Raw genomic sequence first — 14116 nt, forward strand, 5'->3', positions numbered from 1 at the left:
CTTACCCATAATGAGAATCATTATCATTAAGATTGTGATTCTGGCGCAACTCGATCGTCAATGCAAGCAATTTTTGCGCGAAATTCTTGTATAAGCTCATGTTTTGCAAGGAAACAAGGGCGCCAGCCTGCCGGATTTTGTTGCGGCGGTATCGACGTCAGCCGCAAAATCTTAGCATCGTAAATAGAAATAATTCGCATTACCGTTTATGATGCTAGTATCTGACCTATGACTCCGGCTGACCCTGTCTGCTCCTGTTTCCTGTCTCCTGTCTCATTAGTGCGACAACACAACCGACCAAAGCGCATCATGACTCTTGCTTCGACACTGACCACACTCGACACCCTGGCGGCAGGACAAGGCGGCACCGTGATCTGCCTGGCGCCGACCGGGCTGCACGGCGCCGGCGCGGGTGCCGACATTTCGCGCCGCCTGATGGAGCTCGGCTTCGTGCCCGGTGAGCGGATCCGCATGCTGCGCCGCGGCTTGCAGGGTGGACCGCTGGCGATCAAGGTCGGCCAGTCGACCTTCGCGCTGCGCCGTTTCGAAGCCGCGCTGGTATCGGTCAAGCCGGAATAAACCATGGGTGCTGTAGAGCGGAAGATACAAGCCCGCGCCCGCACGCCGCTGGTCGCGCTGCTTGGCAATCCGAACTGCGGCAAGACCGCCCTGTTCAACCGCCTTACCGGCGCGCGCCAGAAGGTCGCCAATTACGCCGGCGTCACCGTTGAACGCAAGGAAGGCAGCTTCAGCTCGCCGGCCGGGCGCAGCTTTCGCCTGCTCGATCTGCCGGGCGCCTACAGCCTGGCCGCCCACACTCCCGATGAAGCCATTACGCGCGACGTCGTGGCTGGTCTACGCGCCGGCGAACAGGCGCCCGACGCCGTCGTCTGCGTCGTCAACGCCACCAACCTGCGCCTGAATCTGCGGCTGGTGCTCGAAGTGCAGCGCCTCGGCCTGCCGATGGTGCTGGCGCTGAACATGGTCGACGTCGCGAAAAAACGCGGCATCGTCATCGATGCCGACAAGCTTGCCGCCGAACTGGGCATGCCGGTGGTGGAAACCGTGGCAGTGCAAAGCGGCGGCGAGAAATCCCTGCTGCGCGCGCTCGACCAGATGCCCGACGAAGCGCCGCGCACCTCGAACGCGCTGTCGGCCATCGACGCCATTTCGGTCGAAGACACCCAGCACGAAGTGCGGCGCATCCTGGACGCCTGCACCAGCCACGCCAACGATACCGGCAACCTCACCGAGAAAATCGACCAGGTCGTGCTGCACCCGATCGTCGGGCCGATCCTGCTCGCCGCGCTGATGTTCCTGGTGTTCCAGGCCGTGTTCAGCTGGGCCGCGCTGCCGATGGAAATGATCAAGGGCGGTGTCGACGGCGTCGGCCAATGGTTAGGTGCCTACATGGGCGACGGCATGCTGCGCAGCCTGCTGGTCGAAGGCATCCTGGGCGGCGTCGGCAGCGTGCTGGTGTTCCTGCCACAGATTCTCATTTTGTTTTTCTTTATTCTGGCACTGGAAGACTGCGGCTACCTGCCGCGCGCCGCCTTTTTGCTCGACCGCCTGATGGGCGGCGTCGGGTTGTCGGGGCGCGCCTTCATTCCGCTGCTGTCGAGCTTTGCCTGCGCCATCCCCGGCATCATGGCCGCCCGCACGATCCAGAATCGGCGCGACCGGCTCGTCACCATCATGATCGCGCCCTTGATGACGTGTTCGGCGCGCCTGCCGGTGTACGCGCTGATCATCGCCGCCTTCATCCCAAACCGCGACGTCGGCGGCTTCATGAACCTGCAGGGACTGGTGCTGTTCGCGCTGTATTTTGCCGGCATCGCCAGCGCGATGGCGGTGGCCTGGGTCTTCAAGCGCATTATGGGCTCAAGTGCGCAGCAGCCGCTGATGATGGAGCTGCCAAGCTACCATTGGCCGCACCTGCATAACCTGGCGCTGGGACTGTGGGAGCGTGCAAAAATCTTCCTGACCCGGGTCGGCACGATCATCCTGACCCTGATGGTGCTGGTGTGGTTTTTGTCGAGTTTTCCCGGCGCGCCCGAAGGCGCCACCCATCCGGCCATTTATTACAGCATCGCCGGCATGATCGGGCGCGGCATGGCCGTCATTTTCGAGCCGATCGGTTTCGGCTGGCAGATCTGCATCGCGCTGGTGCCGGGCATGGCCGCGCGCGAAGTGGCGGTCGGCGCCCTCGGCACGGTGTACGCGCTGTCGCAAAGCGGCGAGGCACTGGCCAGTTCGCTCACGCCCATCATCGCCCAGTCGTGGACCTTGGCCACCGCGCTGTCGCTGCTGGCGTGGTACGTGTTCGCGCCACAGTGCCTGTCGACGCTGTCGGTGGTCAAGCGCGAAACCGGCGGCATGCGCTGGCCGCTGATCATGGCGTTCTACATGTTCGCGCTGGCGTATATCGCCTCGTTCATCACCTACCGCGTCGCGCTGTCGATGGGAGGCTGAGATGATCCAGAATGCGATCGTGGCGCTCATCGTTGGCTTGGCAGCGCTGTACGTGATGCGCACATATTCTCCGCTGACCTGGCGCACGAAGCTGGTGTATTTTTTTACGGCGCGCGGCGTCAGCCAGGCGCAGATGGCGCGCTTGCTGGGTACGGGGGCAAGTTGCGGCAGTGGGTGCGGCAGTGGTAACGACGGGTGCAAGGCGTGTGCGAAGCCGGAGTCGAATGCGAACCCGAATGTTATCAGGATCGTTCGGCGCTGAGGGTGCGCGCGCCCATGCATTGAGTCTAGGGAGCGCTCCGACGACGACGCCTACAGCCCGGCTTTTCCCACCACTGGCAGTTCGATCGTCGATGCCATGCCAGGCGCGTGATAAACGCGCTGGGTCGCCTTGCGGTAGTCGCCCGGCTTGGCAAAGAAAATATTCGGCACGAAGGTTTGCGGATTGCGGTCATACAGCGGGAACCAGCTCGACTGGATTTGCACCATCACGCGGTGGCCGGGCAGGAATACGTGGTCGGCGTTCGGCAGCGCGAAGCGGTAGTTTTCGACCTTGCCGGCGGAAATCGCGACCGCCTTGTCGAGTCCCTGGCGGTAGCGGCCGCGGAAGATCTCCATCGCAATGCCGAGCTGGTAGCCGCCCAGTTCCGGCTGCGACGCCACTTCGTCCGGATAGACGTCGATCAGCTTGACCACCCAGTCGGCGTCGGTGCCGCTGGTCGAGGCGAACAGGTTGACCATCGGCTGGCCGGAAATCTGCAGCGGCGCGCGCAGCGGCTCGGTAACGTAGGTCAGCACGTCGGTGCGGTTGGAGTAGCCGCGCTGGTCGGCCACCAGCCACGGCTTCCACACCGCGCTATCGGCCATGCGCACCGGGCGCTGCACGAACGGCACCGGCTTGGCCGGATCGGCGACGTATTCGTCGAACTGGGCGGCGCCCGCCGGCTGGTCGAAGCCGAGACCGAAACCGTCCTTCAGGTAGATCGGCGTGCTGGCCGCGGCCAGCGGCCACTTGGCCAGGCGCTGCCACTTGTTGGTGCCGGTCTGGTACGAGAACACCGGCGGCGTGTCGGCCTGCGGCGCGCTGTCCATGAGGTACTGGTCGAAGAACGGCTGCATGACGTCGCGGCGAAATTGCGCCGCGGTGTCGCCGGTGAATTTGAGCGCGCCCAGGCTGGAACCGTTGTAGTTGACGCCGCTGTGGCGCCACGGCCCGACCACCAGGTAGTTCAGCTTGTTCAGCTTGTCCTTCGGTTCAAGCGCGTCATAGCTGGCGTAGGCGCCGTAGATGTCTTCCTGGTCCCAGCGCCCGACCACCGTCATGGTCGGCACCGTCAGGGGCCGGCTCGCCAGGATGCGGTCGAGCGCCTGTTCCTGCCAGAAGCTGTCGTAGGCCGGATGCTCGAAAATCTTTTTTGAGAAATTGAGCTGGTCGACGCCGAATTTGCTGGCGAAGTCCGCCATCGAGCCGGCTTTGAGCATCGACTCGTAGTCGTCGTAGGTGCCGGTGGCGAGCGGGGCGCCTTCGCCGCGCGCGGCGGTCTGGCCGCCGATGTAGTCGAAATTGTTGGTGCGGAAAGCACCGTTATGAAACCAGTCGTCGCCGCGCCAGCCGTCGACCATCGGGCTCATTGGCACGGCCGCTTTCAGCGCCGGGTGCGGGTCGGCCAGCGCCATCAGCACGGTGAAGCCTTCGTAGGACGAGCCGACCATGCCGACCTTGCCGTTACTTTGCTTGACGTTCTTGACCAGCCAGTCGATGGTGTCGTAGGCGTCGGTGGCGTGGTCGACTTTGGTATCGTTGAGAGGGCCGCGGATCGGGCGCGTCATCACGTAATCGCCTTCCGAGCCGTGCTTGCCGCGCACGTCCTGGAACACGCGGATGTAGCCGGCGGCCACAAAATTGTCGTCGCCTTCGGGCAGCATCGACGCCATGTGCGGGCTTTTGTTGCGCGCGGCGCGCTTGGCGGCGTTGTACGGCGTACGGGTCAGCATCATCGGCGCGTGCAAAGCATTTTTGGGCAGCACGATCACGGTGTACAACTTGACGCCGTCGCGCATCGGGATCATCACGACTTGCTTGACGTAGTCGGCACCAGGCATGAGCGCTTCGAACTTGGCGCTCGGGATGTCCGGCGCCATGGCGGCGGTCTGGGCCTGTGAAGAGGCGGGCGCGTGCAGCGCCATCAGGACGAGCGAAAGCGAGGGCAGCGAAAGCGTGATTCGGCGGGACATTGATTTCTCCACAGAAAGCGATTGGTTGGGCTGCATAGTAGCGGACGCCGCCGCCGCAGGCAATCGCCGGGCAACGGTGTTGCCTGTTTACGTCAGCGGACGGAACGACTCGGCCTGCGCAATCGGCCAATACAGTCCGAACACGGGCGGCAGCCGTAGCCTGCCCTGACGCTGGGCAAAACCGTGTCAACAATGCTAAGCTGGCAGCCATTCCCCACAGGCGAAAGCTGACGATGATCGTTGTCCACCACCTCAACAATTCGCGCTCCCAGCGCATCCTCTGGCTGCTTGAAGAACTGGGCCTGGAATACGAGATCCGCAAGTACCAGCGCGACCCGAAAACAATGCTGGCGCCGCTTGAACTGCGCGCCATTCATCCGCTCGGCAAGTCGCCCGTGATTACCGATGGCGATGCGACGGTGGCCGAATCGGGTGCCATCATCGAATACCTGCTCGAGCGTTATGGTAACGGCCGCCTGGCGCCGGCCGCCGGCACGCCGGACAAACTGCGCTATACGTATTTTTTGCATTACGCCGAAGGATCGGCGATGACGCCGCTGCTGTTGAAACTGGTGTTCGACAAGGTCGAAACGTCGCCGATGCCGTTCTTCGTCAAGCCGATCGCGCGCGCAATCGCGCAAAAGGTCAAGGGCAGTTACGTCTCGCCGCAAATCAAACTGCACCTCGATTACATGGAAGCGCAGCTGGGCAAGGCGCAATGGTTCGCCGGCGACGACTTCAGCGCCGCCGACATTCAGGTCAGCTTCGTGCTGGAAGCGGCAAGCGCGCGCGGCGGCCTTGGCGACAACCATCCGAAGCTCATCGCCTTTCTCGACCATATCCACGCGCGTCCCGCCTACGTGCGCGCGCTGGAGCGCGGCGGCAAGTACGATTTTGCAAAATAAACAAGCATAGATAAGGAAAACCGGATGGGCAAACTGCTCGCCATCGACGGCCTCAACATCGTGCGGCGCGTGTACGAAGCGTCGCCCGAACCCGATTCGCCTGAAAAAGCCGACGTCGCGCTGCGCCATGCGCTGTCGTCGTTTCGCAAGCTGCTCGCCGCGCATGGGCCGACCCACGTGCTGCCGGCCTTCGATTTCGGCGGCCCTACCTGGCGCCATGCGCTGTATTCACGCTACCGCGAGCAGCGCGCGCCGATGCCGTCGTTTTTGCGTGAGGCGCTGCCGTCGTTCTATGCCAGGCTCGAAGGCGAAGGCCTGCACGTGCTGATGGTGCCCGGCGTCGAGGCCGACGACGTGATTGCCACCGGCGTGATGCGCTGGCTGTCGGAAGGCCGCGGCGAGGCCATCATCGCCACCACCGACAAGGACCTGCACGGCCTGATCGCGCACGGCGCTCTGGTGTGGGACCACTTCAAGAGCGAGTGGCACGACGACGCCTGGGTGCGCAACAAGTTCGGCGTGGCACCCGAATTGCTGGTGGACCTGCTCGCTTTGATGGGCGACGTCACCGACGGCGTGCCGGGCGTGTCGAAGGTCGGCATGAAAACCGCGGCCAAGCTGCTCAATGCCTACGGCGACGTCGACGCGGTGATGGCCGGCGCCGGCATTTTAAAAACGCCGATCGGCGAAAGGCTGCGCGCCGAGCGTGAGACACTGGCCTTGTCGCGCCAGCTGGTGCGGCTGAAAACCGACGTCCAGCTGGGCGTGACGTGGAAGATGCTGGCGTATGCGCACTTTGTATGAGCCGTTCCAACAACGTTGACGACGATCCGGCCCCGCGCGCGCGCTCGACTTGTATGAAGAGGCGTTGGAGCGCTATCGGCTTGAACTGACGGCGTGGCGGGAACGGCAGGCGACGAACGGGAAAAAAGGCGGGTCATGTTAAAGGCAGTGATCGTCGACGGCAGCGCAATCGCGCGCGGCGTGTTGAATACAGTGTTGACGGAAGGCGGCTACGAGGTGGTCGGGCTGGCGCACACCAGCAGCAAGGGGTTCGCGCTGGCGCAGAAATTTTATCCGCATTTCATCTGCATCGCACGCGAGCAGATGGAGGACGGCGAGCAGGTCGTCGCGCAGATTCGCGCGACCTTTCCCAAGACCCTCATTTTCATGCTCGCCGGTGCGATCGACGCACCAATCGTGCAGGCGGCGATGGCGAGCGGCGTGCAAGGCTTCATCGTCAAGCCGTTCAAGGCCGACGCGGTGCTGAAGACGATCCGCAATACCGTGCTGGCAATGATCAGGAAACAGCAAGGCTAAAATCGCAAAGTCATTTCGTCAAAAAGCTAAATGGCCGCTTGACTTCATTGACCGGCTGCGCGCTTGGGTCCCCGCGTGCAAAGGTGTCGCAAAACGTCGAGTGGCCGCAATTGCCACGTCGTCCTCGCGCATGCGGGGACCCAATTTTTTGGGAACAGCGACAACGCCCGGCGTCGTCCGTCAAAAGTTGATCAGCTTATCGTGCAAACTGGGTCCCCGCGTGCGCGGGGACGACGGTTCTAGAGTTCAGCGACGTTTTGCGACACCCTCGTGCGCGAGGGCGACGTCGCTATCGGACCGGTATCGAACTGTCGATAATCCCGCCGCCCAGGCACACGTCGCCGTCGTACAGCACCGCCGATTGCCCCGGCGTCACCGCCCACTGCGGGTCGGTAAAGCGCAGCTCGAAGCGGTCGTCGCCGTTCGGCACCAATCCGCATTCGACGTCGGCCTGGCGGTAGCGCGTCTTGGCGGCCAGCATGCGCGCTGGCGGCGCCGTGCCGGCCACCCAGCTGGCCTGGGCCGTGGCCAGCGACGACGACAGCAGCCACGGGTGGTCGTGTCCCTGCACGATGTACAAGGTGTTGTTGTCGATGTCCTTGCGGGCGACGAACCACGGTTCGCTGGTGCCGTCGGCGTTGCGGTGCGCCTTGAGCCCGCCGATGCCGATGCCCTTGCGCTGGCCCAGCGTGTAGAACGACAGGCCGACGTGCTGGCCGACCGTCTTGCCGTCGTCGGTTTTCATCGGTCCCGGCTGGTACGACAAATAGCGGTTCAGGAAATCGCGGAACGGGCGCTCGCCGATGAAGCAGATGCCGGTCGAATCCTTTTTCGCCGCGTTCGGCAGGGCCAGCTTTTCGGCCAGCTTGCGCACCTCGGTTTTCGCGATTTCGCCGAGCGGGAACAGCGTCTTCGACAACTGCGCCTGGTTCAGCCGGTGCAGGAAGTAGCTCTGGTCCTTGGTCGCGTCGACCGCTTTCAGCAATTCGAACTTGCCGTCACTTGGTTGCTGGCGCACGCGCGCATAGTGGCCGGTGGCGATCAGGTCGGCGCCCAGGTGCATCGCATGGTCGAGAAAAGCCTTGAACTTGATTTCGGCATTGCACAGCACATCCGGGTTCGGCGTGCGCCCGGCCTGGTACTCGCGCAGGAACTCGGCGAACACGCGGTCCTTGTACTCGGCGGCGAAATTGACCGCTTCGATGTCGACCCCGACGACGTCGGCCACGCTGGCCGCGTCGATCCAGTCCTGGCGCGACGAGCAGAATTCGGAGTCGTCGTCGTCTTCCCAGTTTTTCATGAACAGGCCGATCACTTCATAGCCTTGTTCCTTCAGCATCCACGCCGCCACCGAGGAATCGACACCGCCCGACATTCCGATCACGACTTTTTTGCGGCTCATGATGCTTCCGTATCGAGCGTCAGAGCGCCCTCGAACACCGAGGCGTGCGTGTGCAGCAGGGCCAGGGGCGCCCGTATGCCGGCCAGGTAATCGTCGACGCAGCGCAGCACGATCGGGCTGCGGTGGCGCTCCTGGCAGGCGGCGATCTCGTCGCGCGTCATCCACAGGCTGCGGATGATGCCTTGATCGAGCGGCTGATCGTGTTCACGGCCGGCGCTGCCGCAGAAAGTGAAGCGCAGGTACGTCACGTCGATGCTGCGCCGCTTGGAGCGGTAGCGCGACATGTACATGCCGACCAGCGCGCTTGGGGTAAAGTCGTGGGCGGTCTCTTCGAGCACTTCGCGCACCACTGCCTGCTCGAGCGACTCGTGCGGGTCGAGATGACCGGCCGGCTGGTTCAGCCTCACGCCGTCGCTGGTTTCCTCCTCGACCAGCAAAAAATAGCCGTCGCGCTCGATGACGGCGGCGACAGTAACCGATGGTTTCCAGGTATTTGGCATGGGCGGCTTTCAAATAGAGCCGACATTCTACCTTGGCCGTGCCCGCCGCGCCCGTCCGTACAACTTGGCGACGCCGAAACACGCCAATATTTCATTGACCTGAGACAGCTTTTTAACGATCCGGGCTTGGGCGCAATGTGGACACTCCGCCGTCGATTATTCGACACAATATTTGGCGTAAGCTAGATTTTACATATTTTCCGTGTAATATTATAGCCAGTTTAATAATCAGGAGGCATTTTTATGAGAATAGGCATACCGGCCGAAACGCGGCCGGGGGAAACCCGCGTCGCTGCAACGCCAGAGACAGTCAAGAAGCTCGCCGCCAAGCACCAGGTCATCGTGCAATCGGGCGCCGGCCTGCAGGCGTCCATCATCGACGAGGCCTATGTGGCCGCCGGCGCCACCATTGGCAGCGCCGCGGACGCATTCGGCTGCGACGTCGTGCTTAAGGTGCGCGCCCCGGTGGATGCCGAACGCGCCCTGATGAAAAGCGCGGCGGTCCTGATCGGTATGCTCAATCCCTTCGACGCCGCCAATACCGCCGCGATGGCTGCAAGCAACCTGCAGGCGTTCGCGCTGGAAGCGGTGCCGCGCATCACGCGCGCGCAGTCGATGGACGTGCTGTCGTCGCAGGCCAACATCGCCGGCTACAAGGCGGTGATGGTGGCGGCCAATACCTACCAGCGCTTCATGCCGATGCTGATGACCGCGGCCGGCACCGTCAAGGCCGCGCGCGTGCTGGTGATGGGCGTCGGCGTCGCCGGATTGCAGGCCATCGCTACCGCAAAAAGGCTGGGCGCGGTGATCGAAGCGTCCGACGTGCGCCCGCCGGTAAAAGAGCAGGTCGAGTCGCTCGGCGCCAAGTTCATCGACGTGCCGTTCATCACGGACGAAGAGCGCGAAATCGCCAAGGGCGCGGGCGGCTATGCGCGCGCCATGCCGGCCGACTGGATGCGGCGCCAGGCCGAACTGGTGCACGAACGCGCCAAGCTGGCCGACATCATCATCACCACCGCGCTGATCCCGGGCCGCCCGGCGCCGGTGCTGATCTCGGAAGAGACGGTTAAAGCGATGAAGCCCGGCTCGGTGATCGTCGACCTGGCCGTCTCGCAAGGCGGCAATTGCCCGTTGTCGGAAATGAACAAGACGGTGCTCAAGCACGGCGTCTACATCGTCGGCGAGCCCGATCTCGCCACCCTGGTGGCGGCCGATGCGTCGGCGCTATACGCGCGCAACGTGCTCGATTTCCTCAAGCTGATCATCGACAAGGACGACCAGCTGGTGATCGACCGCGAAGACGACATTCTGAAAGCGTCGCTGATCTGCTCGGGCGGCGAAGTGCTGCGCAAATAATTCGAAATAAGGAGGAAACAGTGGAAATCAGTCACACAGTCATCAATCTCATCATCTTCGTGCTGGCCATTTACGTCGGCTACCACGTGGTATGGACCGTCACCCCGGCGCTGCATACGCCGCTGATGGCGGTCACCAACGCCATTTCGGCGATCATCATCGTCGGCGCCATGCTGGCGGCGGGCCTGACCGAAGGCATTGTCGGCCAGGTCGCAGGCACCTTGGCGGTGGCGCTGGCGGCGGTCAATGTGTTCGGCGGCTTCTTGGTCACCCAGCGCATGCTGGAGATGTTCAAGAAGAAGGAACCGAAGGCCAAGCTGGCCGCGCTCAATGCGGGAGAGAAGGCATGAACAATTCGATCATGAATTTAGTGAGCATGAACCTGGTCACGATGATGTACCTGATCGCGTCGGTCTGCTTCATCCAGGCGTTGAAGGGCCTGTCGTCGCCGTCGACGGCAAGGACCGGCAACGCCTTCGGCATGGGCGGGATGGCGATTGCCGCCGTCACCACCGTGGCGCTGATCTTCAAGCTCAATTCGCAGGCGGCAACGACCGGCGGCATGGGTTTTGGTCTGGTGATCGGCGGCGTCGTGGTCGGCGGCGCGATCGGCACCTATGCGGCGAAAAAAGTCGAGATGACGAAGATGCCGGAACTGGTCGCGGCAATGCACTCGCTGATCGGCCTGGCGGCCGTCTGCATCGCGATCGCCGCGGTGTCCGAACCCTGGGCGTTCAACATCGCCACGCGCGAAACGGCGCTGCCGTTCGGTAACCGGCTCGAACTGTTCATCGGTACTTTTGTGGGCGCGCTGACGTTCTCCGGTTCCGTCATTGCCTTCGGCAAGCTGTCGGGCAAATACAAGTTCCGCCTGTTCCAGGGCGCGCCGGTCAGCTTCCCCGGCCAGCACATCGTCAACCTGGTGGTGGCGATCGCCATCATCGTGCTGGGACTGGTATTTTGCTTCGCCGACGGCGTGGCGCCGGCCTGGACTCCGTTCATCATCATGACCGTGCTCGCTTTTATCCTGGGCGTGCTGATCATCATCCCGATCGGCGGCGCCGACATGCCGGTGGTGGTGTCGATGCTTAACAGTTATTCCGGTTGGGCTGCCGCCGGCATCGGGTTTTCGCTGAATAACTCGATGCTGATCATCGCCGGCTCGCTGGTGGGGTCCTCCGGCGCGATCCTGTCGTACATCATGTGCAAGGCGATGAACCGTTCGTTCTTCAACGTGATCCTGGGCGGCTTCGGCGGCGCACCGGTCGATGCTGTCGGCGGCGCGCAGGAACAGAAACCGCACAAGGCCGGCTCGGCCGAAGATGCGGCCTTCATCATGAGCAACGCCGAAACCGTGATCATCGTCCCCGGCTACGGCCTGGCGGTGGCGCGCGCCCAGCATGCCCTGAAGGAACTGGTTGAAAAACTCACCCACAAGGGCGTGATCGTCAAATACGCGATCCACCCGGTGGCGGGGCGCATGCCGGGCCACATGAACGTGCTGCTGGCCGAAGCCGAGGTGCCGTACGACCAGGTGTTCGAGATGGAAGACATCAATGGCGAATTCGGCCAGACCGACGTGGTGCTGGTGCTGGGCGCCAACGACGTCGTCAATCCGGCGGCCAAGGATCCGAAATCGGCGATTGCCGGCATGCCGATCCTGGAGGCGTACCGGGCCAAGAGCATCATCGTCAACAAGCGCTCGATGGCCTCCGGTTACGCGGGCCTGGACAACGACCTGTTCTACCAGCCGAACACCATGATGGTGTTCGGCGACGCCAAGAAAGTGATCGAGGCGATGGTCAAGGCGGTCGATTAGATCTTCTCGCCAGTAGATCGTCGCAACCTTAACTGACGACCCGGTTACGCCCCTGGTTCTTGGCCTGGTACAGCGCCGCGTCGGCGCTGGCCAGCGCCGCGTCGGGCGCAGCATCTGGCGCCAGCGGCGCCAGGCCGATGCTGATCGTCACCCGGATGCAGGCGCCGTCAGGCGTCGTCACGCTGGTTTCTTCGACCGCCTTGCGCATGCGCTCGGCAACCACGCCGGCCATCTCGATGGCGGTGTCGGGAAGCAGCATGCCGAATTCCTCGCCGCCGGTGCGGGCGACGAAATCGGTGCCGCGCGCGGCCCGCTCGATCGCCTTGCTGACCTCGCACAGCACGACGTCGCCGACCGGGTGGCCGTAGGTGTCGTTGACGTTCTTGAAATGGTCGATGTCGGCCACGCCCACCGAGATTGGCGACTTGTTGCGGCGGCTGCGGGCAGCGACCCGCGCCAGTTCGGCGTCGTAGGCGCGCCGGTTCGGCAGCGCCGTCAGCGGATCGGTCATTGCTTCCTGTTCGAGCTGGGCCAGCAGCGCCGCAGTTTTCTCCTGCTCGGCGCGGCGCTGCCGCAGGTCGACCAGGAAGGCGCCGAAATATTGGACGCTGTCCTCGACGCCGAGGTCGAGCGCCTTTAATTCGATCGGGATCATGGCGCCGCCGCGCTCGCGCAATTCGAACTCGCGCACGTGGCCCAGCACGGCCGAGATGGCGCCGGTGCTGACGTAGTCGTGCACGTAGCGACGGTGTTGGGATGCCATCCCGTCGGGCAGCAGGCCGTCCAGCGGCTGGCCGATCAACTCGTCCCGCGTGTAGCCCGACAGTGCCAGCATCGCCGCGTTCAGGTAGCCAATCCTGCTGTCCTGGTCGATGATGAGGGCGGCGTCGAGCGAGCCGTCGAGCACGCGCCCGAACAGCGTCGATGGCAAGTCCTTGTTCATGATCTGCTTTTCGATTCCCATTATGGAAGAGTATTGTCGCACCGACACGTTACATTTGCTATGCTCCGGATTGATAGTAACCATTTCCGGACCCGATATGAAGACTTCCCGTTTGCTGGCGGTGGCGGCGCTGTTGGCCGTGCTGCTGGCTATATGTGGCGCGTATTTCGTTGTCGCAAGCAGGCTCGAGCTGGCGCGTATCGCGCCCGCGCTGCCGTCGACAGCGGCCGCCGACGCGCTGGCGCCGAAGGTCGACAGCGCGCGCCTGCTGGACGACGTGCGCATCCTCGCTTCCGACGAATTTGGCGGGCGCCGCACCGGCAGCGATGGCAGCCGCAAGGCCCAGGCATTCCTGCAAAGCCGCTTCGAAGCACTCGGGCTCAAGCCGTTCGGCGCCGCATATGCCAAGCCGTTCGGCTTCACCCGCCACAGCATCGCGGCGCTGATCACGCCGGGGCGGCCGTACACGAGCGCGTATCCATCAGCTGTGAACTACGTTGGCTACATCCCTGGCAGCGCTGGCGGCACCAGCGCCGAACGCTTCATCGTCGTCTCGGCGCACTACGACCACCTCGGCATCATGGAAGGCAAACTGTATCCCGGCGCCGACGACAATGCGTCCGGCGTGGCGGCGATGCTGGCGATCGCGGCGTGGTTCAAGGACCATCCGCCGCGCCATTCGATCGTGTTCGCCGCGTTCGACGGCGAAGAGCTGGGATTACAGGGCGCGCGCGCCTTTCTCGCCGCCCTGCCGTTCCCGAAAGCGCAGCTGGCGTTGAACCTGAACCTCGACATGGTCAGCCACAACGACAGTAACCAGATCTACGTGGCCGGTACCAGCTACACGCCGGCCTTGACGCCGCTGGTGGCGCAGGCCGCTGCCCGCAGCAGCGTCGCCGTCAAGCTCGGCCACGACCGCTCGCCACTGCTGGCCGGCGCCGTCGAAGACTGGACCGGCTCCTCCGATCACGGGCCGTTCCACGAGGCCGGCGTGCCGTTCCTGTATTTTGGCGTCGAGGACCATGCCGATTACCACGCGCCGAGCGACACCTTTGAAAATATCAACCAGGGGTTTTTTACGGGCGTAGCGAATTTGCTGGTGGATGTGGCGGCGACGCTGGATGCTGGTTTGAAGTAGGGCGGGTCAAGCGCCACCGTTGCGAC

General features: G+C 63.4%; 14 protein-coding genes. 10 read left to right on the top strand and 4 right to left on the bottom strand.

The genetic code is table 11. The features are described 5' to 3' along the window. Positions 1 to 309: 309 nt before the first annotated feature. From CR103_RS00280 to CR103_RS00290, 3 genes are read left to right on the top strand one after another with little or no spacing between them, the layout of a single operon-like run. Positions 310 to 579 (top strand): FeoA family protein, encoded by a 270-nt coding sequence (locus tag CR103_RS00280; protein WP_099914020.1) that lies wholly within the window; start codon positions 310 to 312, stop codon positions 577 to 579. 3 nt (positions 580 to 582) lie between these two features. After that, positions 583 to 2472 carry a ferrous iron transporter B gene (feoB, locus tag CR103_RS00285; RefSeq protein WP_099914021.1) on the top strand — a complete coding sequence of 630 codons (1890 nt, stop codon included), beginning with the start codon at positions 583 to 585 and terminating at the stop codon, positions 2470 to 2472. A 1-nt stretch (position 2473) separates the two neighbouring features. Next, entirely contained in the window at positions 2474 to 2734 is a 261-nt protein-coding gene (locus tag CR103_RS00290) for a hypothetical protein (protein WP_099914022.1), read from the top strand. A gap of 50 nt (positions 2735 to 2784) precedes the next feature. Here the strand turns inward: CR103_RS00290 and CR103_RS00295 are convergent, their stop codons facing one another. Further along, positions 2785 to 4707, bottom strand: a complete 1923-nt coding sequence (locus tag CR103_RS00295; protein ID WP_099914023.1) for a CocE/NonD family hydrolase — start codon at positions 4705 to 4707, stop codon at positions 2785 to 2787. A 233-nt stretch (positions 4708 to 4940) separates the two neighbouring features. Here CR103_RS00295 and CR103_RS00300 point away from each other — a divergent pair, with 233 nt between their 5' ends. From CR103_RS00300 to CR103_RS00310, 3 genes are all read left to right on the top strand, one after another. Beyond that, a complete protein-coding gene (locus tag CR103_RS00300; RefSeq protein WP_099914024.1) occupies positions 4941 to 5612 on the top strand; it encodes a glutathione S-transferase in 672 nt (223 codons plus the stop codon). A gap of 24 nt (positions 5613 to 5636) precedes the next feature. Beyond that, complete coding sequence (locus tag CR103_RS00305; protein ID WP_099914025.1) at positions 5637 to 6416, top strand: 5'-3' exonuclease; 780 nt, start codon at positions 5637 to 5639, stop codon at positions 6414 to 6416. 135 nt (positions 6417 to 6551) lie between these two features. Further along, the gene (locus tag CR103_RS00310; RefSeq protein ID WP_099914026.1) at positions 6552 to 6932 is read left to right on the top strand and encodes a response regulator; all 381 of its coding nucleotides are present in this window, start codon (positions 6552 to 6554) and stop codon (positions 6930 to 6932) included. A 289-nt stretch (positions 6933 to 7221) separates the two neighbouring features. Here the strand turns inward: CR103_RS00310 and mnmA are convergent, their stop codons facing one another. Continuing rightward, positions 7222 to 8334, bottom strand: a complete 1113-nt coding sequence (gene mnmA / locus CR103_RS00315) for a tRNA 2-thiouridine(34) synthase MnmA (protein WP_099914027.1) — start codon at positions 8332 to 8334, stop codon at positions 7222 to 7224. Continuing rightward, on the bottom strand, positions 8331 to 8834 hold the full coding sequence (locus tag CR103_RS00320) for an NUDIX hydrolase (RefSeq protein ID WP_099914028.1): 504 nt from the start codon (positions 8832 to 8834) through the stop codon (positions 8331 to 8333). The genes mnmA and CR103_RS00320 overlap by 4 nt, the downstream gene beginning before the upstream one ends. Positions 8835 to 9077: 243 nt before the next feature. Between CR103_RS00320 and CR103_RS00325 the strand changes: the two genes are divergently transcribed. The 3 genes from CR103_RS00325 to CR103_RS00335 are packed head-to-tail and all read left to right on the top strand — an operon-like array spanning position 9078 to position 12009. Then, the gene (locus tag CR103_RS00325; protein ID WP_099914029.1) at positions 9078 to 10190 is read left to right on the top strand and encodes a Re/Si-specific NAD(P)(+) transhydrogenase subunit alpha; all 1113 of its coding nucleotides are present in this window, start codon (positions 9078 to 9080) and stop codon (positions 10188 to 10190) included. 20 nt (positions 10191 to 10210) lie between these two features. Then, positions 10211 to 10540, top strand: a complete 330-nt coding sequence (locus CR103_RS00330; protein ID WP_099914030.1) for an NAD(P) transhydrogenase subunit alpha part 2 — start codon at positions 10211 to 10213, stop codon at positions 10538 to 10540. Positions 10541 to 10551: 11 nt separating this feature from the next. After that, positions 10552 to 12009 carry an NAD(P)(+) transhydrogenase (Re/Si-specific) subunit beta gene (locus tag CR103_RS00335; protein WP_099914291.1) on the top strand — a complete coding sequence of 486 codons (1458 nt, stop codon included), beginning with the start codon at positions 10552 to 10554 and terminating at the stop codon, positions 12007 to 12009. A gap of 28 nt (positions 12010 to 12037) precedes the next feature. Here the strand turns inward: CR103_RS00335 and CR103_RS00340 are convergent, their stop codons facing one another. Beyond that, the gene (locus CR103_RS00340) at positions 12038 to 12973 is read right to left on the bottom strand and encodes a GGDEF domain-containing protein (RefSeq protein WP_188827281.1); all 936 of its coding nucleotides are present in this window, start codon (positions 12971 to 12973) and stop codon (positions 12038 to 12040) included. A 76-nt stretch (positions 12974 to 13049) separates the two neighbouring features. Here CR103_RS00340 and CR103_RS00345 point away from each other — a divergent pair, with 76 nt between their 5' ends. After that, complete coding sequence (locus tag CR103_RS00345; RefSeq protein WP_180279224.1) at positions 13050 to 14090, top strand: M20/M25/M40 family metallo-hydrolase; 1041 nt, start codon at positions 13050 to 13052, stop codon at positions 14088 to 14090. Positions 14091 to 14116 lie beyond the last annotated feature (26 nt).

It is taken from the genome of Massilia psychrophila (assembly GCF_002760665.1).
Classification (GTDB): Bacteria; Pseudomonadota; Gammaproteobacteria; order Burkholderiales; family Burkholderiaceae_D; genus JAFCUW01.